Source organism: Streptomyces chilikensis, assembly GCF_001642695.1.
Lineage (GTDB): Bacteria > Actinomycetota > Actinomycetes > Streptomycetales > Streptomycetaceae > Streptomyces > Streptomyces chilikensis.
In genome coordinates, this window is the sequence record NZ_LWCC02000005.1 from 2,668,675 (window position 1) to 2,690,946 (window position 22,272).

Here is a 22,272-nt window from a genome sequence, read left to right on the forward strand (position 1 = left end):
GCCATGGTGCGGCTCTCTGCCGTTCCGGGCGGCTCCCGGCGGTTTCGTGGGTATCCGGTCACCGGCCGGCCACCGGCCCGCTCCCGGCAGGGCGGGCTCCGGGCGGTTTCGTGGGTACCCGGTCACCGCCCGGCCGCCGGCCGGGTCCCTGCCGGACCCCTCGCGGGTTCCCGGGACGCCCGGAACCCTCCTCACGGATTGTTCACCCCGGCCGTGTTTCGAACGCGCTGCGTAACCGGAACGGGGGTGCCCAGGTCGGCGGAGCGGCGCAAGGTTGTTCGCCCGTAGCGGAGGAGACCGGGGCACGCCGCATGGACTGTCGGTCGTTGCGGGTAAGACATCCCTAGTGGGAGGGGTCGACACGCAGGACGGGCGGCCTTCCGTTCGCCATCGGCGTACTGGTGGAGGACGTAAGTGCCTGGCCTGCGGGAACATCGTCTCGCACCATCGGGTTGGAGCAGATGTCGGCGTTCCGGGTCAGGAGGCCAAGGACGGTGTCGGCAGTTGGAATGAGCGGTCCCCGCTTGCGGGACTAAGCTGCGGAAGGACAGGAAGGGGACAGCCCCCTTACTGCCTGACCGCTCTGAGGAGCGATTAACGATGTTCGAGAGGTTCACCGACCGCGCGCGGCGGGTTGTCGTCCTGGCTCAGGAAGAAGCCCGGATGCTCAACCACAACTACATCGGCACCGAGCACATCCTCCTGGGCCTGATCCACGAGGGTGAGGGTGTCGCCGCTAAGGCCCTGGAGAGCCTCGGGATTTCGCTCGAGGCGGTCCGCCAGCAGGTGGAGGAGATCATCGGCCAGGGCCAGCAGGCCCCGTCCGGTCACATCCCCTTCACCCCCCGTGCCAAGAAGGTCCTGGAGCTGTCGCTCCGCGAGGCCCTTCAGCTGGGCCACAACTACATCGGCACGGAACACATCCTGCTCGGCCTGATCCGCGAGGGCGAGGGCGTCGCCGCCCAGGTCCTGGTCAAGCTGGGCGCAGACCTCAACCGTGTCCGCCAGCAGGTCATCCAGCTGCTGTCGGGCTACTCGGGGAGCAAGGAGGCCGCCACCGCCGGCGGTCCCGCCGAGGGCACCCCCTCGACCTCCCTGGTCCTCGACCAGTTCGGCCGGAACCTCACCCAGGCCGCTCGTGAGTCCAAGCTCGACCCGGTCATCGGGCGCGAGAAGGAGATCGAGCGGGTCATGCAGGTGCTGTCCCGCCGTACCAAGAACAACCCGGTGCTGATCGGTGAGCCCGGCGTCGGCAAGACCGCCGTCGTCGAGGGCCTCGCCCAGGCCATCGTCAAGGGCGAGGTGCCCGAGACCCTCAAGGACAAGCACCTCTACACCCTGGACCTCGGCGCCCTGGTCGCCGGCTCCCGCTACCGCGGTGACTTCGAGGAGCGCCTGAAGAAGGTGCTCAAGGAGATCCGCACCCGCGGCGACATCATCCTGTTCATCGACGAGCTGCACACGCTCGTGGGTGCGGGTGCCGCCGAGGGCGCGATCGACGCCGCCAGCATCCTCAAGCCCATGCTGGCCCGCGGTGAGCTCCAGACCATCGGCGCCACCACGCTCGACGAGTACCGCAAGCACCTGGAGAAGGACGCCGCCCTCGAGCGCCGCTTCCAGCCCATCCAGGTCGCGGAGCCGTCGCTGCCCCACACCATCGAGATCCTCAAGGGCCTGCGCGACCGGTACGAGGCGCACCACCGCGTCTCGATCACCGACGAGGCGCTGGTCCAGGCCGCCACCCTGGCCGACCGGTACATCTCGGACCGCTTCCTGCCGGACAAGGCGATCGACCTGATCGACGAGGCCGGTTCCCGGATGCGCATCCGCCGGATGACCGCGCCGCCGGACCTCCGCGAGTTCGACGAGAAGATCGCCGGCGTCCGCCGCGACAAGGAGTCCGCGATCGACTCGCAGGACTTCGAGAAGGCCGCCTCCCTGCGCGACAAGGAGAAGCAGCTCCTCGCCGCGAAGGCCAAGCGGGAGAAGGAGTGGAAGGCCGGCGACATGGACGTCGTGGCCGAGGTCGACGGCGACCTGATCGCCGAGGTCCTCGCCACCGCCACCGGCATCCCGGTCTTCAAGCTGACCGAGGAGGAGTCCAGCCGTCTGCTCCGCATGGAGGACGAGCTGCACAAGCGGGTCATCGGCCAGAACGACGCCGTCAAGGCGCTCTCCAAGGCGATCCGCCGTACCCGCGCCGGTCTGAAGGACCCGAAGCGTCCGGGTGGCTCGTTCATCTTCGCCGGCCCGTCCGGTGTCGGTAAGACCGAGCTGTCCAAGGCGCTCGCCGAGTTCCTCTTCGGCGACGAGGACGCGCTGATCTCCCTCGACATGTCCGAGTTCAGCGAGAAGCACACCGTCTCGCGCCTCTTCGGTTCCCCGCCCGGATACGTGGGCTACGAGGAGGGCGGCCAGCTGACCGAGAAGGTCCGCCGCAAGCCGTTCTCCGTGGTCCTCTTCGACGAGGTCGAGAAGGCGCACCCGGACATCTTCAACTCGCTGCTGCAGATCCTGGAGGACGGTCGCCTGACCGACTCCCAGGGCCGGGTCGTGGACTTCAAGAACACGGTCATCATCATGACGACCAACCTCGGCACCCGGGACATCTCCAAGGGCTTCAACCTGGGCTTCGCGGCCCAGGGCGACACGAAGACCAACTACGAGCGCATGAAGAACAAGGTGTCGGACGAGCTCAAGCAGCACTTCCGTCCCGAGTTCCTCAACCGCGTCGACGACGTGGTGGTCTTCCCGCAGCTCACGCAGGAGGACATCCTGCGGATCGTCGACCTGATGATCAGCAAGGTGGACGAGCGACTGAAGGACCGGGACATGGGCCTGGAGCTCTCCCAGTCCGCCAAGGAACTGCTCTCCAAGAAGGGCTACGACCCCGTCCTGGGCGCCCGGCCGCTGCGCCGGACCATCCAGCGCGAGGTCGAGGACACGCTCTCGGAGAAGATCCTCTTCGGCGAGCTGCGGCCCGGTCACATCGTGGTCGTCGACACCGAGGGCGAGGGCGAGGACCAGACCTTCACCTTCCGCGGTGAGGAGAAGGCCGCGCTGCCGGACGTGCCGCCGGTCGAGCAGGCCGCGGGCGGTGGCCCGAACCTGAGCAAGGACGCGTGACCCTGACGCGTCACGAGTGACCCGAAGGGCCGGTGCGGAGCTTCCGCACCGGCCCTTCGGCGTTCCCGGAGGCTGTGCGCGGGACCACGAGCGCGGGTGCGGATTCGGAGGCCTCCGGTGAGGTGGAGCACGCGATCCGGATCACTTACGAAGACGCTTAGGAGGCGCCGCCCTCCCGTCCGGGCCTTCACCGGTACGGGTCGGGCCCGCCGACCAGGCGTCCGTCTGTTTCGCCGTATAAGTCCGCTTTGAGCGTTTTACTAAAATCTGGGGTGAATACTACACGGCGTCGTAGATCACATGATTGTCAGGAGTGCCCCGATCGGGTTACCAAGGTGTGGCCGATGGCGGGACCGGGTTCTTCCGGTTCTCCGCGCCGCGGCGATCCCGTCCCCGAACAAAGGGTTCTCCATGTTCCAGCACGTCACGCTCCGCGCCACCGGTACGACCGCCCTCCGCACCCGTGCCGCGGTCGTCGCCGCCGGCCTCGGCGCCTCGGTCGTCCTCGGTGCCGGAGTCGCGACTGCTGCCGGCGCCCCCACGGCCGGCGCTCCCGAGGCGGTCGCCCCCCAGGCGGCCGCCCAGGCCAAGAAGGCCGTGAAGCCGAGCTGGGTCGACCCGGTCCAGCACTACAAGCTGTCCGCGAGCTTCGCCTCGACCCGGCCCAGTTCCTCGCCTCCAAGGGCGTCAAGATCTGAACCGGTGACCGGTGACCGGTGACGCGCGGCGGTGCGACGGACGAACACGGGGAAGGCCCCGGCAGCGCTGCTGCCGGGGCCTTCCCCGTGTTCGGGGCCGGTGCGGGGACGCGGCGCCGGCCCCGGTCCCCGGCCCGTCAGCCGGGCAGGCGGTACATGCCGTCCTCGAGCGGCTCCACCAGCCCGTCGGCGACCAGGCCGTCCAGCGCGCGGCCCCGCTGCACGGGCTCGTCCCACACCGCGTCCAGCGCCGCCTGCGCGACCGGTCCCTCGGCGGCGCGCAGCACCGCGAGCAGCTTGCCGCGCACCTGGCGGTCGGTCCCCGCGTAGGTCTGGCCGCGGCGCGGCGGGCCGTCGTGCTCCGGCTTCCCGGCCTGCCGCCAGGCGCAGCGGGCCGCGATCGGGCAGCGGTGGCAGCTCTCGTTGCGCGCGGTGCAGACCAGCGCGCCCAGTTCCATGGAGGCCGCCGCCCACCGGGCGGCCGTGCCCTCCTCCTCCGGGAGCAGCGCGGCGGCCAGCCGGCGCTCGGCCGCCGTCGTGGCGTTCGGCGGGTACCGGACGCCGGTCACGGCGCGGGCCAGCACACGCCGGACGTTGGTGTCCAGCACGGCGTGGCGCTGCCCGAAGGCGAAGGAGGCGACCGCCGCGGCCGTGTACTCGCCGACGCCGGGCAGCGCCAGCAGCTCGGCGTGGTCGGTGGGGACCTCACCGCCGTGCCGTTCGGTGATGGCGACGGCCGCGCCGTGCAGGCGCAGCGCACGGCGCGGGTAACCGAGCCGGCCCCAGGCCCGCACCGCCTCGCCCGGCGCCTCGGCGGCCAGGTCGGCGGGGCGCGGCCAACGGGCCAGCCACTGCTCGTACACCGGCAGGACCCGGCTGACCGGCGTCTGCTGGAGCATGAACTCGCTGATCATCACGCCCCACGCCCCCGCTTCGGGGTGCCGCCAGGGCAGGTCGCGGGCGTTCGCCTCGAACCAGGCGATCACGGGGGTGTGCAGGGGGACGGCATCGGCGCTGTGGGCGGCCTGTTCCGCGGTGCTGCGCGGGGCGGGCGGCCCGTTCTTCGTGGGTGCGGTCATGACGTCATCGATCCTGCCACGACGACGGTGTCACCCGGTGTGCCCAATCGGTCACCCGTTGGCGGTACTCCAGGGTGCGGGAACGGCCTACCAGGATGATGATCCGGAAAAGTTGTGGTGCGCACGGCGGGTGCCGCCTGCTGTGAGACCGATCTCTCGTACAGTTTGGGCCGTGGGATCTCTGCGCAATCCGGTCGGGCCGCTTCCCTCCTCCATCTACTGGCGACGGAGGGTCGTCTTCTTCGTCGTGCTGCTCGCGTTGGCCGGGCTGGCCGTATGGCTGGTGACCGGCGGCGGAGGCGGTTCGGACGACAACGCGGGCGGGCCGGACGGCAAGAATCCCGCGCCGTCGATCACCCCCGGCCCCTCCGGCTCCGGTCCCGCGATCGACGACACCCCCGGCGGGCGTGACGAGTCCGGCGAGGGTGGCTCCGGCGACTCCTCCGAGGGCGCGTCGTCCGGCGGCGGCTCGGGTGACGCGGCGGAAGGCGCCGGGTCGGGTGAGGGCGGCGACGGTTCCGGCGGCGGCTCGGGCGGCGCGGGTGGCACGGGCGGAACGGGCGGCGGTTCGGGCTCGGGCGGTTCCTCCGGCACCTCCGGGGACGGCTGGACCAGCTCGGTGAGCCGGCTGCCGGGGAACACGGACCTCGCCTCCTGCGGCAAGGGCGACGTGCGGCTGAGCCTGCGCAGTGTCCGCAACACCTACGAGGACGACGAGAAGCCGGTGCTGCGGCTGACGGTCAGCAACACCTCGGGCGACGACTGCAAGATCGACCTCGGGCCGCGGGCCACCGTCCTGAAGATCACCAAGGCCAACGCGGAGGACGACGAGACGTACTGGTCCTCGGCGGACTGCCCGGAGGACGGCGCGCTGCTGTTCCGGGTGCCGAAGGGCGGGTCCATCACCTACGACGTGGAGTGGGACCGCAGGCCGAGCGACTCGGACAAGTGCGAGGCGGCGCCGAAGGGGAGCGCGGGGGCGGGGACGTACCTGGTGGTGGCCAGGAGCGGGGCGACGTCCGGCCCGCTGCAGGCGACGTTCACGCTGAAGTCCGACTGACCGCCGGGCCCCCGCTCAGCCCCTCCCGGCCGGGAGGCCGCCCGTGGGGGCGCGCCGAGCCCGGCGACGTCCCGCACGCCGCGGGCGCTCGTGCCGCCGGAGCGGACCGGGGGCGTCCCCGGACGGAGACCGGGGGAGGGCGGGCGCAGCTCTCAGTACGCACGTGACGGCCCGCTCCGCGGAACCCGGGCCCCCGGGAAGCGGGCGGGGAGGAACAGCGCTGACCGTCCGGCTCCGCCCGCGCACGCCGCCGCGCGGTCACGCGCGTACGGCACCGCTTGTGCCCGCCTCCTCGAGGACTTCGCCCGGCTTCGTCCGGCTTCGCCCGGGGAAGGCCCCGCCGCCCGGGGCGGCGGGATCTTCCGCAGGACGGTGGCGACAGCGGCGGGTCGGGGGCTACACGTAGCGTTCGAGGATGGAGGATTCCGCGAGGCGGGAGAGGCCCTCGCGGACACTCCGCGCGCGGGCCTCGCCGACCCCGTCGACGGTCTGCAGGTCGTCCACGCTCGCCGCCAGCAGCTTCTGCAGCCCTCCGAAGTGCTCCACCAGCCGGTCGATGATCGCCCCCGGCAGCCGCGGCACCTTGGCCAGCAGCCGGAATCCCCGCGGCGAGACCGCCGAGTCCAGCGCCTCCGGAGACCCGGTGTACCCGAGGGCCCGGGCCACCGTGGCGATGTCCAGCAGCTCCGTGTGCCCGAGCGCGTCCAGCTCGGACAGCGCCTCGTCCACCGTGCGGGACCGCTTCGGCGTCGGCTCCGGCACGTAGTCCCGGACGATCAGCTCACGCTCCGGCTCGACGCCGGCGATCAGTTCGTCCAGCTGGAGCGCCAGCAGACGCCCGTCCGTGCCCAGCTCCACCACGTACTCGGCGATCTCGGTGGCGATCCGGCGCACCATCTCCAGCCGCTGCGCGACCGCCGAGACGTCCCGCACCGTGACCAGGTCCTCGATCTCCAGCGCGGAGAGCGTCCCGGCGACCTCGTCCAGGCGCAGCTTGTACCGCTCCAGCGTGGCCAGCGCCTGGTTGGCGCGGGACAGGATGGCCGCCGAGTCCTCCAGGACCCGCCGCTGCCCGTCCACGTAGAGCGCGATCAGCCGCATCGACTGGGAGACGGAGACCACGGGGAAGCCGACCTGCTTGCTGACCCGGTCCGCCGTGCGGTGCCGGGTGCCGGTCTCCTCCGTGGGGATGGTCGGGTCGGGCACCAGCTGCACGCCCGCCCGCAGGATCTTCGAGAGGTCGGTGGAGAGCACGATGCCGCCGTCGAGCTTGCACAGCTCCCGCAGCCGGGTGGCGCTGAACTCGACGTCCAGGACGAAACCGCCGGTGGCCATCGCCTCGACGGTCTTGTCGGAGCCGAGCACGATCAGACCGCCGGTGTTGCCGCGCAGCACCCGCTCCAGGCCGTCGCGCAGGGCGGTACCGGGCGCCACGGCGCTCAGCGAGGCGCGCATCAGCCCGTCGGCACCGGAGCTCCCACCGGACTTTCCGGGAGCTGAGGCCCGGTCGTTGGCTGCCACTGCTCTCCTCCGGTCGCAGATTCTTCAGGTGCCTCCCGCGACGCGCACACTTCGCACGGACGGGCGAGACCGGGGCAAAGTCTACCGGCGGTCCTCGCCCTCCTGCCGGGCCTCTCGCCGACGGGAGCGCGGGAGGACCCTCAGCGCGTCCGACATGTCGGCCACCTCGAGCACCTTCATTCCCTCAGGAATCTTCCCCGGATCGGTCGGGACCAGCGCATGTGTGAATCCGAGGCGGTGCGCTTCGGCCAATCGCCGCTGCACGCCGGTGACCCTCCTCACCTCTCCGGCCAGGCCCACCTCGCCGATCGCCACCAGATTCTTCGGCAGCGGGGTGTCGCTGGCCGCCGAGGCCAGCGCCAGCGCGACCGCCAGGTCGGCGGCGGGTTCGGAGAGCCGCACCCCGCCCACGGTGGCCGAATAGATGTCCTGCTTGCCCAGCGCCTTGATCCTGCCCCGCTGCTCCAGCACGGCCAGCATCATCGAGACGCGGGAGGTCTCCAGGCCGGAGGTGGTGCGCCGGGGGGTGGGGATCTGCGTGTCCACGGTGAGCGCCTGGACCTCGGCGACCAGGGGGCGGCGGCCCTCGAGGGTGACCGTGAGGCAGGTGCCCGGAACGGGTTCGGCCCGGCGGGTGAGGAAGAGGCCGGAGGGGTCGGCGAGGCCGGTGATGCCCTCGTCGTGCAGCTCGAAGCAGCCGACCTCGTCGGTGGTGCCGTACCGGTTCTTCACGCCGCGCACCAGGCGGAGCCGGGCGTGCCGGTCGCCCTCGAAGTTGAGGACGACGTCCACCAGGTGCTCCAGCAGGCGCGGGCCGGCGATGTTGCCGTCCTTGGTGACGTGGCCGACCAGCAGCGTGGACATGCCGCGCTCCTTGGAGGCGCGGATCAGCGCGCCCGCCACCTCGCGGACCTGCGCCATGCCGCCGGGGGCGCCGTCGATCTCCGGGGAGGCGACGGTCTGGACCGAGTCCAGGATCAGCAGGGACGGCTGCACCGCCTCGATGTGGCCGAGCACCGTGGACAGGTCCGTCTCGGCGGCGAGGTAGAGGTGGTCGTGGATGGCGTGGATGCGGTCGGCGCGCAGCCGGACCTGGCTCGCGGACTCCTCGCCGGTCACGTACAGGGTGCGGTGCTCGGAACTCGCCGACTTGGCGGCGACGTCCAGCAGCAGCGTCGACTTGCCGACGCCCGGCTCGCCCGCCACCAGGACCACGGCGCCGGGGACCAGGCCGCCGCCGAGCACGCGGTCCAGCTCGGGGACGCCGGTGGAGCGGGCGGTGGCCTGCCTGCCGTCGACCTGCCCGATGGGGACGGCGGAGGTGGTGACCCGGCCGGGAGCGGTGGTGCGGACCGCGGGGGCGCTGCCGTACTCCTCCACGGTGCCCCAGGCGTGGCACTCGGGGCAGCGGCCGAGCCATTTGGCCGTCTGCCAGCCGCATTCGGTGCAGCGGTAGGACGGACGGTCCTTGGTCGACTTGGTACGGGCAGCCATAGCGCACACCGTAACCGGCGGCACCGACAGTCCCTCCCGCCACCGTGCACGAACAGGCGGGGACGGCCAGGAAGCGGCAAGGAACGGTCAGCCGCACGGTGCGGAAACGTAAAGCCGCGTCCCCTTTCGAGGGAAGGTTTCACCCGAATGGATTAAATGTGCTCAAGGTGGCCGGATCGGTCGTCTCCGGGCCCCTACGGTCGCACGAGTGATGAGCAGCAGGCCGGAGATCCCCACCCGCGTCACCGGCGCACACCAGGCGCACGGCGAGGAGCGCGAACGGTCCACGTCCTCCGCGCCGGACGCCCGCGCGGGCGCTCCACGGACCACGGCGCACCGCACGGCCGCCTCCCGTTCCGAGGTGCCCGAGGTGCCCGAGGCGTGCGAAGCGTCCGAGGCGGCAGGGGCGGCAGGGACGTCCGAAGCACCCAGGGCGTCCGCGGCGTGCGAGCCGTACCTCGACGGGCTGTACACCTACAGCCTTTCGGTGCTCTGCGACCGGGACGCGGCGACGTCCGCGGTGGGCGCGGTCCTCGCCGTGGCCGGCCGGCGCGGCGGCCGCGTGCCCGGGGAGGGCGAGCGCCGGGCCTGGCTCTACGCGCTGGCCCGCTGGGCCTGTCTGCGCGGTCTCGCCGAGAGCCGCCGGGGACACCACCGCCGTGACAAGGCCGGCCGCGACGGGGGCGACCGCCGGCGGGCGGCCCCGGCCGCCGGGACACCGGCGCGGGAGCCGTCGCCGGAGGAGCGGGAGCGCCGCCGTGCCGAGCTGGCGACGCTGGCCTGGCCCGAGGCGGCCGGCACCACTCCCGAGCAGCGGGAGGCGCTGGAGCTGTCGGTCCGGCACGGCCTCACCGCCGAGGAGGTGGCCACGGTGCTGGGCATCGGGCCGGCGGCCGCGCAGGACCTGCTGGCCTCGGCGGCCTGCGAGGTGGAGCGGACCCGTGCCGCCCTGGGCGCCGCCGAGTCCGGTCACTGTCCGGGCGTCATCCTGCTGACCGGCCAGGACGACCGGTGGGTGCTGAGCGAGGCGCTGCGCGCCGAACTGGTCCGTCACGTCGACGACTGCCCGCGCTGCCGGCGCACCGCCGAGCGGGCGGTGCCGGGGCGCTGGCCGGGCACCTCGGTCGCGCCGGAGCGGCTGCCGGTGCTGGAGGCGCCGCGACCGGCCGTGTACGCGGCGGCACGCGCGCCGCGAGGGCGCCGGGGCGGGACGGTCCCGCGGTTCGACCGGCGCGGCTTCCCCCTCGCCCCCCGTGACCGGGAGGCGCGGCGGCGCCGGATGCGGGGCCGCGCGGTGGTCACCGCGGTGGTCGCCACGGTGGTGGCGGCGCCGGCCCTCGCGATGTGGGCGGCCGGCCGGAGTGCTCCGCCGGCCGCGGAGGAAGGTTTCGGCAGCCCCGGTGAACGGACCGCGACGGCTGCGGGGACCGGCCCCGAGGAGTCCGGGGCCGCCGGGGACCGGGGCTACGCCAACACCGCGAACGCCGTGCCGGGGAACGGGGCGACGGCCGCGGCGGGCGGTCCCGACGTCTCGGTCGAAGTGACCGGCGCGGCGGCGGACGGGTCCGGGACGGGGGCGGCGACGGGGGCGCTGCGGGTCTCGGCGGTCGGCGCGGGTGACACGACGCACGTCACGCTGACCGCGCCGTCCGGTCCGGGCGCGTCCCCGGTGCGCTGGAGGATGACCGCGAGGGCCCCCTGGCTGTACCTGAGCCGGGCCTCGGGCGTGCTGCGGCCGGGGGAGTCGGTGACGGTGAGGGTGCACGTGGACCCGTTGCGGGAGCCGGCCGGTGCGTGGCGGGCCGGTGTGGCCGTCGCGCCGGGCGGTGCGGTGATAGTGATCCGGGGCACGGGGGTGATGCCGGAGCCGGCCCGGCCCGGCCCGGTCCGGCCGCCGGCGGACCCGTCGCCCGCGCCGTCGCAGCCGGAGCCGACGCCGCCGGGCGAAGCGGACCCGACCTCCCCGCCGACGGACCCCTCCCCGCCCTCACCCTCCCCCAGCGACCCTCCGCCGAGCGGCTCCGCCCCACCGCCCTCCGAGCCCGCCGACCCCTCGGACCAGGCCCCGACGGAGCCGCGTCCGGCCGGTTGAGCCTCGTTCAGGGCGCGGTCCCACGGTCGCGCGCCGCCCAGCCTCGGCGGGGCCGCGCGCGGAGGGCGTGCCCCGCGCTCGCGCCGGGTCGCGCCGGGTCGCGCCGGGCGGACCGCTCGCCGCGGGGCACCGCCCTGCGCCGGCTTCCCCCAAGGACTTGGTCCAAGGGGGTGACCCCCTCGCCCCCGGGCGGCCCGGCCGTCCGCAGGGGAGTGGGCCAGCACGGCTGCCCGCCGGGACGGCGGAGGCGCCCCCCGCCGGGACGGCGGAAGCGACCTCCGGCCACCCGGCTCCCCGGTCCCCGCCGCTCCGCCGGGTGACGTGCCCCCGGCCGGCGCCCAGGGACGCGGCGGCGTCAGGGCAGGGGGTCCGCCGGATGGGAGGCGAGGACGGGGCCCGCGAGGCGCTGCTCGCAGAGCTCGACCAGCCGGTCGTACCCGGCCTTGCCCATCAGCTCCGTGAGCTCCGCCCGGTACGAGACGTACACCGGTTCCCCCGCCCCGTGCGCCGACGTCGCCGACGTGCACCACCAGTGCAGGTCGTGCCCGCCCGGTCCCCACCCCCGGCGGTCGTACTCGCCGATGGAGACCTGGAGCACCCGCGTGTCGTCGGGCCGGTCGATCCACTCGAAGGTCCGCCGCACCGGGAGCTGCCAGCAGACGTCCGGCTTCGTCTCCAGCGGCTCGCGCCCCTCCCGCAGCGCCAGGATGTGCAGCGAACAGCCCGCGCCGCCCTCGAAGCCGGGGCGGTTCTGGAAGATGCAGGACCCCTCGTAGGGCCGGGTCTGCCGGGAGCCCTCGTCGTCCTCGGACACCCAGCCGCCGCGGGTGCCCTCCGCGTGGTGCTGCCAGATGTCAGGGGTGAGCCGCTCGACGAACCCGGCGACCCGCTGCTCGTCCTCCTCGTCGGAGAAGTGGGCGCCCAGCGAGCAGCAGCCGTCCGCGGCGCGGCCCTGCTGGATGCCGTGGCAGCCGCTGCCGAAGACGCAGTTCCAGCGCGAGGTCAGCCAGGTCAGGTCGCAGCGGAAGACCTGCTCCTCGTCGGCCGGGTCGGGGAACTCCACCCACGCGCGCGGGAAGTCGAGCCCCTTCTCGTCGTCCTCGGGCACGGGGACCTCGATCAGCGGCAGGGTCGTCCGCTTCGAAGCCTTGGCCGTGGCCGTCTTGTGGTCCTTCGCCTTTTTCGTCTTGGGCACGCGTCCAGGGTAAGTGGAGCCGGGACGACCGGAGCGGCCCCGCACCACCCGAAACGTCGCGTTCCTCACACTCCCCCCGCCCATGGTTCCGCCGTTCCGACGATTGCCCTTCCGGTCGCCGGTTACGTTTCTGGGTATGCGACTTGGTGTGCTCGACGTGGGCTCCAACACGGTCCACCTGTTGGTGGTGGACGCCCATCCCGGCGCGTGCCCGCTCCCCGCCCACTCGGTGAAGGAGGAGCTCCGGCTCGCCCAGCTGCTCGACGGGGACGGGGCGATAGGCCCCGCCGGCGTCGACCGGCTGATCCGCGTGGTGCGGGACGCCGCCCGGGCCGCGGAGGACAAGGGCGTCGAGGCGCTGCTGCCGTTCGCCACGTCCGCGGTGCGCGAGGCCCGCAACGCCGACGAGGTGCTGGCCCGGGTCCACCGGGAGACGGGCGTGAACCTGCGCGTCCTGTCCGGCGAGGACGAGGCGAAGCTCACCTTCCTCGCCGCCCGCCGCTGGTTCGGCTGGTCGGCGGGACGCCTGCTGGTGCTCGACATCGGCGGCGGCTCCCTGGAGATCGCCTACGGCATCGACGAGGAACCCGACGCCGCCGTCTCGCTGCCGCTGGGCGCGGGCCGGCTGTCCGGAGCCTGGCTGCGCGCCGACCCGCCGGACCCGGAGGAGGTGCGGACGCTGCGGCGCCACGTGCGCACCGAGATCGCCCGCACCGTCGGCGAGTTCACCCGCCTCGGCAGCCCCGACCACGTGGTCGCCACCTCCAAGACCTTCCGGCAGCTGGCCCGGCTGGCCGGCGCGGCCCGCTCCGCCGAGGGCCTCTACGTGCAGCGGGAGCTGTCCCGGGACGCGCTGGAGCTCTGGGTGCCCAAGCTGGCGGCGATGACCGAGCAGGAGCGCGCGGAGCTGCCCGGCGTCTCCGAGGGGCGTGCCGGACAGCTCGTCGCCGGCGCGCTGGTCGCCGAGGCGGCCCTGGACCTCTTCGGCGTCGGCCGGGTCGAGATCTGCCCGTGGGCCCTGCGCGAGGGCGTCATCCTCCGCCGTCTCGACCACCTCGACGGGTAACGGCGTCACCCGCCTCCCGGCCGGAGGGACGACCGGGAGGCGACGGGGCGACGAACGGGTGACGACCGGGAACCGGCTGGGCCGTGGGCCGTGGGCCGTGGGCCGGGGAGCCGTGGGCCGGGAAAAGGGTCCGCGGGCGGCCGGGAACCGCCTCCGAGCCCCCGCCGCTTCCGCGCGCCTCCCGTACTCTTGCTGCCGTGGCAGAACCAGTCGTCCGCATTCCCGACGCGAAGGTCGCGCTGTCCACCGCCTCCGTCTATCCGGAGTCCACCGCGACGGCCTTCGAGATCGCCGCGCGCCTCGGCTACGACGGCGTCGAGGTCATGGTGTGGAACGATCCGATCAGCCAGGACATCGAGGCGTTGCGCCGCCTCAGCGACCACCACGAGATCCCCATCCTCGCCGTGCACGCCCCCTGCCTGCTGATCACCCAGCGGGTCTGGTCCAGCGACCCGTGGGTCCGGCTGCAGCGCGCCCGCTCCGCCGCCGAGCGGCTCGGCGCCTCCACGGTCGTGGTGCACCCGCCGTTCCGGTGGCAGCGCCAGTACGCGCGTGGCTTCGTCTCCGGCATCTGGCGGATGGCCGACGAGACGGACATCCGGTTCGCCGTCGAGAACATGTACCCCTGGCGCTACCGCGACCGGGAGATGCTCGCCTACGCCCCCGGGTGGGACCCCACCGACGAGGACTACCGGCACTTCACGATCGACCTCAGCCACACCGCCACCGCCCGCACCGACACCATGGCGATGATCGGCCGGATGGGCGACCGCCTGGGCCACGTCCACCTCGCCGACGGCAAGGGTTCGGCCAAGGACGAGCACCTGGTCCCCGGCCGGGGCGACCAGCCCTGCGCCGAGCTGCTGGAGGGGCTCGCCGGCTCCGGTTTCGACGGCCACGTGGTGATCGAGGTCAACACCCGCCGCGCCATGTCCAACGCGGAGCGCGAGGCGGACCTGGCCGAGGCGCTGGCCTTCACCCGCCTCCACCTGGCCTCCCCGTCGCGGGTCCCCGGCCAGTGACCGCCCAGCCGTCCGCGCCGCGCCGCGGCCGCGGCCGACCGCCCCGCGCCACCGCCTCCGCCGACGCCCCCGCCACCCGGGACCGCATCCTGGCCGCGGCCCGCGAGGTGTTCGCCGAGCGCGGCTACGAGAAGGCCAGCGTGCGCGGCATCGCCAAGGCCGCCGACGTGGACCCGGCGCTGGTGCACCACTACTTCGGCACCAAGGAGCAGGTCTTCGAGTCGGCGGTGGAGGGCGCCTTCGCCCCCGTGCTGCGCTCCCGGCCCTTCGCCGAGGCGCGTCCCGGCCGCGTCGGCGAACAGTTCGCCAGGATGTTCCTCGGCGTCTGGGAGAACCCCGCGACCAGGGCTCCGCTGCTGGCCATCGTCCGCTCCGCGGTCAGCAACGAGGCCGCCGCCGCGATCTTCCGCCGCCTGGTCGCCGGGCTGGTGCTCAGCAGGGTCGCCGAGGAGCTCGACGGCCCCGACGCGCAGCTGCGCGCGGAGCTCGCCGCCGCCCAGGTGGTCGGCCTGGTGATGCTCCGTTACGTCATCAAGGTCGAGCCGGCGGCGTCCGCCGACCCGGAGGACCTGATAGCGCGCCTCGCCCCCGTCCTCCAGCACCACCTGACCGGCGGGCACCTGCCCGCCGACGGGTGAGGCGGGCGGAATCACGTCCCGCATTCCGGACAACCCCGTCCGTCCAGTGGATGCCGGGCGTACCCTCGGCTACTGCCAGAACTATCCGAAGGAGCGAGCGACGATGCCCGAGCTGAGGTCCCGCACAGTCACCCACGGCCGCAACATGGCGGGCGCCCGCGCCCTTATGCGGGCCTCCGGTGTACCGGGTGCGGACATCGGCCGGAAGCCGATCATCGCCATCGCCAACTCCTTCACGGAGTTCGTGCCGGGCCACACCCACCTCCAGCCCGTCGGCCGCATCATCAGCGAGGCCGTCAAGGCGGCCGGGGGCATCCCGCGCGAGTTCAACACCATCGCCGTCGACGACGGCATCGCCATGGGCCACGGCGGCATGCTGTACTCCCTTCCCTCCCGCGACCTGATCGCGGACAGCGTGGAGTACATGGTCGAGGCGCACTGCGCCGACGCGATGATCTGCGTCTCCAACTGCGACAAGATCACCCCGGGCATGCTGATGGCCGCCCTGCGGCTGGACATCCCCACCGTCTTCGTCTCCGGCGGGCCCATGGAGTCCGGCCGGGCCACCCTGGTCGACGGCACCGTCCGCACGCTCGACCTGGTCGACGCCATCTCCGAGGCGGTCAACGACAAGGTCTCCGACGAGGACATGCTCCGCATCGAGGAGTCCGCCTGCCCCACCTGCGGCAGCTGTTCCGGCATGTTCACGGCCAACTCGATGAACTGCCTGACCGAGGCCATCGGCCTCTCCCTGCCGGGCAACGGCTCGGTCCTCGCCACCCACACCGCCCGCCGCGCCCTCTACGAGGACGCCGCCCGCACGGTGATGGACCTGGTCGACCGCTACTACGGCCAGGACGACGCCTCGGCCCTGCCGCGCAACATCGCCACCCTGGCGGCCTTCGAGAACGCGATGGCCCTGGACATCGCCATGGGCGGCTCCACCAACACGATCCTCCACCTGCTGGCCGCCGCCCAGGAGGCCGGCGTCCCCTTCGGCCTGGAGCAGATCGACGCCGTCTCCCGCCGCGTCCCCTGCCTCGCCAAGGTCGCGCCCAACGTGGCCAAGGACCGCACGTACTACATGGAAGACGTGCACCGCGCCGGCGGCATCCCCGCCCTCCTCGGCGAGCTGCACCGGGCCGGGCTGCTCAACGAGGACGTCAATTCCGTCCACAGCGCCTCGCTCGACGACTGGCTGAAGACCTGGGACGTCCGCGGTGGTTCCCCCTCCCCCGAAGCCGTCGAACTCTGGCACGCCGCCCCCGGCTGCGTCCGCTCCGCCGAGGCGTTCTCCCAGTCCGAGCGCTGGGAGGCGCTGGACACCGACGCCGAGAACGGCTGCATCCGCTCCGCCGAGCACGCCTACTCCAAGGACGGCGGCCTCGCCGTGCTGCGCGGCAACCTCGCGGTCGACGGCTGCGTGGTCAAGACGGCCGGCGTCGACGAGTCCATCTGGACCTTCGAGGGCCCCGCGGTGGTCTGCGAGTCGCAGGAGGAGGCCGTCGAGAAGATCCTGAACAAGCAGGTCACCGAGGGCGACGTGGTGGTCATCCGCTACGAGGGCCCCAAGGGCGGCCCCGGCATGCAGGAGATGCTCTACCCGACCTCCTTCCTCAAGGGCCGCGGCCTGGGCAAGGCCTGCGCGCTGGTCACCGACGGGCGGTTCTCCGGCGGCACGTCCGGGCTCTCCATCGGGCACGCCTCGCCGGAGGCGGCGTCCGGCGGCACGATCGCGCTGGTCGAGGACGGGGACCGGATCCGCATCGACATCCCGAACCGGTCCATCGAACTGCTCGTCCCCGACGAGGAGCTGGACGCGCGCCGCGAGGCACTGGGCGGCCGCTACGCCCCCCGCGCCCGCGACCGCAAGGTCTCCGCGGCCCTGCGCGCCTACGCCGCCATGGCGACCAGCGCCGACAAGGGCGCCGTCCGCGACGTCACCCTCCTCGGCTGACCCTCCCTGTCACACGACCGCCCGCGGGGGCCGCCCCCGCGGGCGGTCGCGCCGTCCGCGGACCCGAAGCTTGATGCCGGAGCCCGGCACCGGGCTCCGGCGGGGTGTCCGGCTCCGGCGGGGTGTCCGGCTCCGGCCCCAGCGGCGCACCCGGTCCCGGCCGGAACCGGTCACCGGAACCGGTCACCGGAACCGGTCACCGGGACCGGCTCCGGCCGTGCGGACGAGGGCTCGCTCCCCGGCCCGGTCCACCGGGTCCGGTGGACCGGGCCGCTCCGGAATGAGGGGTTCCCGAGCAGGAATTGCGCGACTTCCGCCGCAGGAAACCCAACTCGGTGAAAGCCCTCGAGGCCCGCCACGGCCCCCACCACCATGGAGCCATGACCTCGCCCACCGCGCGCCCCCTCCCCGCGTCCCTGGTCTCGGCCCACGCCGAACGGGCCCGCTCCTTCAACAGCGCCGCAGCCGTCTACGCGGCCGCCCGTCCGTCCTATCCGCCCGCGCTGTTCGACGCCGTCGAGGAACTGACCGGCCGCCCCCTCACCGGCGCCCGTGTGGTCGACGTGGGCGCCGGCACCGGCATCTCCACCACCCGCCTGCGCGCCCGCGGGGCGCGGGTCGTCGCCGTGGAACCCGGCGACGGCATGGCCGCCGAGTTCCGCCGCGCCCTCCCCGACGCCGCCCTGGTCAGGGGCGACGGCAACCGCCTCCCGCTGGCGTCCGCGACCGCCGACCTGATCACCTACGCCCAGTCCTGGCACTGGACCGACCCCGCGCACGCCCACCCGGAGGCGATGCGCGTCCTGCGCCCCGGCGGCGCCCTCGCCCTCTGGTGGAACACCGACGCCCAGGACGTCCCGTGGATCGCCGAGCAGGCCGACCGCGTCCGCCGTCACTTCGGCGACGACCGCGCCAACAAGTCCGGCGGCGGCACCCGCACCCTGGACGCGGACAAGCTCTTCGCCGGCGCCCCGTTCCCGCCCGCACCCGAGCGGATCGCCCGCCGCGTGATCCGGTGGAGCCGCCGCATCCCGCTCGACACCCACCTGGCCAACATCGCCAGCCACTCCCTCTTCATCGTGCACGGCGAGGAGTCCACCCGCGCCTTCCTCACCCAGGAGCGTTCCCACCTCCAGGAGGTGTTCCCGGACGGTCTCGTCGAAGAGGTCTACGACGTCCTGCTCCTGGTCGTCACAGCGCGCTGACCCCCGCGCGCTCCGGGGCCGCCGCACGGATCCGCGCGGCGGCCTTGACGTGTCCGGGGCGGCGGAGAAATATTCACCACATGATGAATAAAGAGCCCGGTCCGGCGATCCGGGCCACCGGCCTCACCGTGGTCCGAGGCCCCCGCACCGTGCTGCGCGACCTCGGCTTCACCGTGCCCGCCGGTCGCGTCACCGGCCTGCTCGGCCCCTCCGGCTGCGGCAAGTCGACCCTGATCCGCGCCGTCATGGGCACCCAGGCCAAGGTCACCGGAGACCTCCATGTCCTCGGCCGCCCCGCTGGCCATCCCGCGCTGCGCGCCCGCATCGGCTACGTCACCCAGGCACCCGCCGTCTTCGACGACCTCACCGTCCGGCAGAACCTGGAGTACTTCGCCGCCGTCCTCGACCCCGGCCGCCGCGCCGCGGCCCGCCGCCGGGAGAACGTGACGCGCGCCGTCGCCGACGTCGACCTCACCCGCCACGCCGACGCCCTGGCCGGCAACCTCTCCGGCGGCCAGCGCAGCCGGGTGTCCCTCGCCGTCGCCCTGCTCGGCACCCCGGAACTCCTGGTCCTCGACGAACCCACCGTCGGACTCGACCCGGTCCTCCGCCGCGACCTGTGGGACCTCTTCGGGACCATCGCCGCCGACCGCGGCGCCGGCCTCCTGGTCTCCTCCCACGTCATGGACGAGGCCGAGCGCTGCCACGACCTCCTGCTGATGCGCGAGGGCGGGATCCTCGCCCAGGACACCCCCGACGCCCTGAAGACCCGCACCGGCACGGACACCGTCGAGGCCGCCTTCCTCAGCCTCATCGACCAGGCCGCCGAAGCCGAATCCGAATCCGCAGCCGGAGCCGCCCGGTCCCGCCGCCAGGAGAGCCCCCGATGACCACCGCGCCCCTCAGCCCCGCCCGGACCGCCGCCACCGCCACCCGCGTCCTGCGCCAGCTCCACAACGACCCCCGCACCATCGCCCTGCTGCTCCTGGTGCCCTGCCTCCTGCTGCTCCTGCTCCGCTACGTCTTCGACGGCAGCCCGGAGACCTTCGACGGCATCGGCGCCTCACTGCTCGGCATCTTCCCGCTGATCACCATGTTCCTGGTCACCAGCATCGCCACCCTGCGCGAACGCACCTCCGGCACCCTGGAACGCCTCCTCGCCCTGCCGCTCGGCAAGGCCGACTTCATCGCCGGCTACGCCCTCGCCTTCGGCACGCTGGCCGCCGTCCAGTCGCTGCTCACCACCGGCCTCGCCGTCCTGGGCCTCGGCCTCGACGTCACCGGCTCGCCCTGGCTGCTGCTCCTGGTCGCCCTGCTCGACGCCGTCCTCGGCACCGCCCTCGGCCTGTTCGTCTCCGCCTTCGCGGCCTCGGAGTTCCAGGCCGTCCAGTTCATGCCGGCCGTGATCTTCCCGCAGCTCCTGCTGTGCGGCCTGTTCACCCCGCGCGACCAGATGCACCCCGTACTCGAGGCCGTCTCCGACGTCCTGCCCATGTCCTATGCCGTCGACGGCATGAACGAGGTCCAGCAGCACGCCGGGATCACCGGCGACTTCGTCCGTGACGTCCTGGTCATGGTCGGCTGCGCCCTCCTCGTGCTCGCCGTCGGCGCCGCCACCCTCCGGCGCCGCACGGCCTGACCCGTCGCACGGCCCGGCGCCGTCCGGGGAACGGCGCGCCGAGGCGCCGTTCCGCCTGGCGGACGGTGCGCCGGGCCGCCCCGGCCCCGGTGCGAGGATGGCCACGGACGACGCGCAACTCCCGGAGGGCAACACCCATGAGCCAGAAAGTCGCAGTCCTCGGCACCGGCAAGATCGGCGAAGCACTGCTCAGCGGCATGATCCGGGGCGGCTGGAACCCCTCCGACCTGCTGGTCACCACCCGCCGCGCGGAACGCGCCGAGGAACTCCGCACCCGCTACGGGGTCACGGCGGTCGGCAACGCGGAGGCCGCCAAGACCGCCGACACCCTGATCCTCACCGTCAAGCCGCAGGACATGGGCGCCCTGGTCGAGGAACTGGCCCCGCACGTCCCGGCCGGCCGCCTGGTCATCAGCGGCGCCGCCGGCATCACCACCGCCTCCCTGGAGGAGCGCCTCCCGGCGGGCGTCCCGGTGGTCCGCGTCATGCCCAACACCCCGGCCCTGGTCGACGAGGCCATGTCCGTGATCTCCGGGGGCAGCCACGCCACCGACGCCCACATCGAGACCGCGGAGCAGATCTTCGGATCGGTGGGCAAGACCCTCCGCGTCCCCGAGTCGCAGCAGGACGCCTGCACCGCCCTCTCCGGCTCCGGCCCGGCGTACTTCTACTACCTGGTCGAAGCCATGACGGACGCCGGCATCCTCCTGGGCCTGCCCCGCGACAAGGCGCACGACCTGATCGTGCAGTCCGCCATCGGCGCCGCCGTCATGCTCCGCGACAGCGGCGAACACCCGGTCAAACTCCGCGAGAACGTCACCTCGCCCGCCGGCACCACCATCAGCGCCATCCGCGAGCTGGAGAACCACGGCGTCCGCGCCGCCCTGATCGCTGCGCTGGAGGCCGCCCGCGACCGCAGCCGCGAGCTCGCCTCCGGCAACGGGGCCTGAGCGTCGGACGCCCTTCAGACCGGCGGCAGCAGCCCGATCGCCCGGTACGCCGCGTCCACCACCGGCCGCGCCCTCTCCCGAGCGCGCTCGGCCCCCGCCCGCAGCACGCCGTCCACCTGGGCGGGGTCCGCGCACAGCTCCGCGTGCCGCTCCCGCACCGGCCGCAGCAACTCCACCACGGCCTCGGCGACGTCCTTCTTCAACGGGCCGTAGCCCGTGTACTTCCCGGCCAGCGCCGCCGGTTCCTCCCCGGTGCAGGCGGCGAGGATCTCCAGCAGATTGGCCACCCCGGGCCGTTCCGCGCGGTCGTACACGACCTCCTGCCCGCCGGGCCCGCTGTCGGTGACCGCCCGCATCACCTTCTTGCGCACCACCTCGGGTTCGTCCAGGAGGCGCACCACTCCCTGCCCGGACCGGTCGCTCTTCCCCATCTTCGAGGTGGGCTCCTGCAGGTTCATCACCCGCGCCCCCACCTCGGCCAGCGTGACCTCCGGGACCACGAAGGTGGGGCCGTAGCGCTGGTTGAACCGTTCAGCGACGTCCCGCGCCAGTTCGACGTGCTGCTTCTGGTCCTCACCCACCGGCACCTCGTCGGTGGAGTACGCCAGGATGTCCGCCGCCATCAGCACCGGGTACGTCAGCAAGGACAGCCGCACGCTGCTGCCCTGCTCCTGCTGGCGCACGACCTTCTCCTTGTACTGCACCATCCGCCGCATCTCGCCGTCCGTCGCCACGCACTCCAGCAGGTAGGACAGCCGCACGTGCTCGTCGACATGGCTCTGCACGAACACGGTGCACACCTCGGGGTCCAGTCCGGACGCCAGCAGCAGGGTGGCCGTCTGCCGGCTCAGCCGCCGCAGCCGGGCCGGGTCGTGCTCCACGGTGAGCGCGTGCAGGTCCACGACGCAGAACAGGGCGTCCGACCGATGCTGCTCGACGGCCGCCCACCGGCGCACCGCCCCGAGGTAGTTGCCCAGAGTCAGATGTCCCGACGGCTGGACCCCGCTGAACACTCGCTTCATCCCTCGACCTCCCGGTCGTCCGGGCCGCCCGGCTCCTGGCGGCCGCCCCGAGGAGGGGGATACGGGAAACGGCCGCCGGGATCCGGCGGCCGCTGCTTGATCGCATGCGTGAGGACGGGCCGCCGTCAGGCGGCCCACCAGCTCTGGGTGCACGCATGCGCTGTGGTCACGCGGCCAGGCTAGGCCGGGACGGGGCGGCTGTACAGGGCATTTGACACTGCCCGGAGCGATCCGTAAGGTTCTCCGAGTTGTCCGACGTGAGCACCGACTCCGGTCGGCCCCGGACAGCCACTCCACAAGCACCAGCAAGGCCTCCCGGCATATTCCTGTCGTGTGCGCCGGCGCGTGCATTGCGGATTGCAGGATTCCTCGTTCGTGAGAGCGAGACCCCCGATTGGCTTCGGGGGAAGGGAATCCGCTAAAGTCTCACAGGTCGGAAGGGCCCAACGGCCCGGAAGACAAACCCCCTGACTGGGAATCAGACGCCGAAAGGATCTGATAGAGTCGG

Annotated in this window: 16 protein-coding genes and 1 pseudogene; 12 read left to right on the plus strand and 5 right to left on the minus strand. The window is 73.2% G+C overall.

The window, feature by feature from the left end; genetic code table 11:
- Positions 1-600 precede the first annotated feature (600 nt).
- Positions 601-3,126, plus strand: coding sequence for an ATP-dependent Clp protease ATP-binding subunit (locus A2U95_RS12010; RefSeq protein WP_166022120.1), 2,526 nt, complete (start codon positions 601-603; stop codon positions 3,124-3,126).
- A gap of 411 nt (positions 3,127-3,537) precedes the next feature.
- The gene (locus A2U95_RS12015; protein ID WP_206282867.1) at positions 3,538-3,846 is read left to right on the plus strand and encodes a hypothetical protein; all 309 of its coding nucleotides are present in this window, start codon (positions 3,538-3,540) and stop codon (positions 3,844-3,846) included.
- 115 nt (positions 3,847-3,961) lie between these two features.
- Here A2U95_RS12015 and A2U95_RS12020 read toward each other — a convergent pair whose 3' ends face one another.
- Positions 3,962-4,903, minus strand: a complete 942-nt coding sequence (locus tag A2U95_RS12020; protein WP_166022121.1) for an HhH-GPD family protein — start codon at positions 4,901-4,903, stop codon at positions 3,962-3,964.
- 172 nt (positions 4,904-5,075) lie between these two features.
- On the opposite strand from A2U95_RS12020, the gene A2U95_RS12025 reads away from it, so the two are divergent.
- The gene (locus A2U95_RS12025; RefSeq protein WP_166022122.1) at positions 5,076-5,963 is read left to right on the plus strand and encodes a hypothetical protein; all 888 of its coding nucleotides are present in this window, start codon (positions 5,076-5,078) and stop codon (positions 5,961-5,963) included.
- A gap of 396 nt (positions 5,964-6,359) precedes the next feature.
- Here A2U95_RS12025 and disA read toward each other — a convergent pair whose 3' ends face one another.
- Both disA and radA read right to left on the minus strand, forming a co-directional pair.
- The gene (gene disA / locus A2U95_RS12030) at positions 6,360-7,484 is read right to left on the minus strand and encodes a DNA integrity scanning diadenylate cyclase DisA (RefSeq protein WP_166022123.1); all 1,125 of its coding nucleotides are present in this window, start codon (positions 7,482-7,484) and stop codon (positions 6,360-6,362) included.
- Positions 7,485-7,565: 81 nt separating this feature from the next.
- Entirely contained in the window at positions 7,566-8,978 is a 1,413-nt protein-coding gene (gene radA / locus A2U95_RS12035; protein ID WP_166022124.1) for a DNA repair protein RadA, read from the minus strand.
- Positions 8,979-9,189: 211 nt separating this feature from the next.
- Between radA and A2U95_RS12040 the strand changes: the two genes are divergently transcribed.
- Positions 9,190-11,070, plus strand: a complete 1,881-nt coding sequence (locus A2U95_RS12040; RefSeq protein ID WP_166022125.1) for an RNA polymerase sigma factor — start codon at positions 9,190-9,192, stop codon at positions 11,068-11,070.
- Positions 11,071-11,425: 355 nt separating this feature from the next.
- On the opposite strand, the gene A2U95_RS12045 is transcribed toward A2U95_RS12040, so the two are convergent.
- Complete coding sequence (locus A2U95_RS12045) at positions 11,426-12,265, minus strand: DUF3109 family protein (RefSeq protein ID WP_206282868.1); 840 nt, start codon at positions 12,263-12,265, stop codon at positions 11,426-11,428.
- A gap of 136 nt (positions 12,266-12,401) precedes the next feature.
- Here A2U95_RS12045 and A2U95_RS12050 point away from each other — a divergent pair, with 136 nt between their 5' ends.
- The 8 genes and pseudogenes from A2U95_RS12050 to proC all read left to right on the plus strand — a co-directional run bounded on the left by A2U95_RS12050 (position 12,402) and on the right by proC (position 20,742).
- Positions 12,402-13,331 carry a Ppx/GppA family phosphatase gene (locus tag A2U95_RS12050; RefSeq protein ID WP_166022126.1) on the plus strand — a complete coding sequence of 310 codons (930 nt, stop codon included), beginning with the start codon at positions 12,402-12,404 and terminating at the stop codon, positions 13,329-13,331.
- A 197-nt stretch (positions 13,332-13,528) separates the two neighbouring features.
- Positions 13,529-14,353 carry a sugar phosphate isomerase/epimerase family protein gene (locus A2U95_RS12055; RefSeq protein ID WP_166022127.1) on the plus strand — a complete coding sequence of 275 codons (825 nt, stop codon included), beginning with the start codon at positions 13,529-13,531 and terminating at the stop codon, positions 14,351-14,353.
- Entirely contained in the window at positions 14,350-14,991 is a 642-nt protein-coding gene (locus A2U95_RS12060; protein ID WP_166022128.1) for a TetR/AcrR family transcriptional regulator, read from the plus strand. Before A2U95_RS12055 ends, A2U95_RS12060 begins: the two co-directional genes overlap by 4 nt.
- Before the next feature lie 103 nt (positions 14,992-15,094).
- A complete protein-coding gene (gene ilvD, locus A2U95_RS12065; RefSeq protein ID WP_166022129.1) occupies positions 15,095-16,948 on the plus strand; it encodes a dihydroxy-acid dehydratase in 1,854 nt (617 codons plus the stop codon).
- A 380-nt stretch (positions 16,949-17,328) separates the two neighbouring features.
- Positions 17,329-18,153: a class I SAM-dependent methyltransferase gene (locus A2U95_RS12070; protein WP_166022130.1), complete on the plus strand. Its 825-nt coding sequence runs from the start codon at positions 17,329-17,331 to the stop codon at positions 18,151-18,153.
- A gap of 83 nt (positions 18,154-18,236) precedes the next feature.
- Positions 18,237-18,752, plus strand: a pseudogene (locus A2U95_RS33960) (ATP-binding cassette domain-containing protein); the annotation flags it as partial.
- Between the two features lie 287 nt (positions 18,753-19,039).
- Positions 19,040-19,792, plus strand: coding sequence for an ABC transporter permease (locus A2U95_RS12080; RefSeq protein ID WP_166022132.1), 753 nt, complete (start codon positions 19,040-19,042; stop codon positions 19,790-19,792).
- A 137-nt stretch (positions 19,793-19,929) separates the two neighbouring features.
- The gene (gene proC, locus A2U95_RS12085; RefSeq protein ID WP_166022133.1) at positions 19,930-20,742 is read left to right on the plus strand and encodes a pyrroline-5-carboxylate reductase; all 813 of its coding nucleotides are present in this window, start codon (positions 19,930-19,932) and stop codon (positions 20,740-20,742) included.
- A gap of 14 nt (positions 20,743-20,756) precedes the next feature.
- On the opposite strand, the gene trpS is transcribed toward proC, so the two are convergent.
- Complete coding sequence (trpS, locus tag A2U95_RS12090) at positions 20,757-21,764, minus strand: tryptophan--tRNA ligase (RefSeq protein ID WP_166022134.1); 1,008 nt, start codon at positions 21,762-21,764, stop codon at positions 20,757-20,759.
- Positions 21,765-22,272 lie beyond the last annotated feature (508 nt).

Coding starts and splice junctions, on each gene's coding strand:
- A2U95_RS12010 (WP_166022120.1), top strand. CDS start 601: ATGTTCGAGAGGTTCACCGACCGCGCGCGGCGGGTTGTCGTCCTGGCT.
- A2U95_RS12015 (WP_206282867.1), top strand. CDS start 3,538: ATGTTCCAGCACGTCACGCTCCGCGCCACCGGTACGACCGCCCTCCGC.
- A2U95_RS12020 (WP_166022121.1), bottom strand. CDS start 4,903: ATGACCGCACCCACGAAGAACGGGCCGCCCGCCCCGCGCAGCACCGCG.
- radA (WP_166022124.1), bottom strand. CDS start 8,978: ATGGCTGCCCGTACCAAGTCGACCAAGGACCGTCCGTCCTACCGCTGC.
- A2U95_RS12040 (WP_166022125.1), top strand. CDS start 9,190: ATGAGCAGCAGGCCGGAGATCCCCACCCGCGTCACCGGCGCACACCAG.
- A2U95_RS12050 (WP_166022126.1), top strand. CDS start 12,402: ATGCGACTTGGTGTGCTCGACGTGGGCTCCAACACGGTCCACCTGTTG.
- ilvD (WP_166022129.1), top strand. CDS start 15,095: ATGCCCGAGCTGAGGTCCCGCACAGTCACCCACGGCCGCAACATGGCG.
- A2U95_RS12070 (WP_166022130.1), top strand. CDS start 17,329: ATGACCTCGCCCACCGCGCGCCCCCTCCCCGCGTCCCTGGTCTCGGCC.
- A2U95_RS12080 (WP_166022132.1), top strand. CDS start 19,040: ATGACCACCGCGCCCCTCAGCCCCGCCCGGACCGCCGCCACCGCCACC.
- proC (WP_166022133.1), top strand. CDS start 19,930: ATGAGCCAGAAAGTCGCAGTCCTCGGCACCGGCAAGATCGGCGAAGCA.
- trpS (WP_166022134.1), bottom strand. CDS start 21,764: ATGAAGCGAGTGTTCAGCGGGGTCCAGCCGTCGGGACATCTGACTCTG.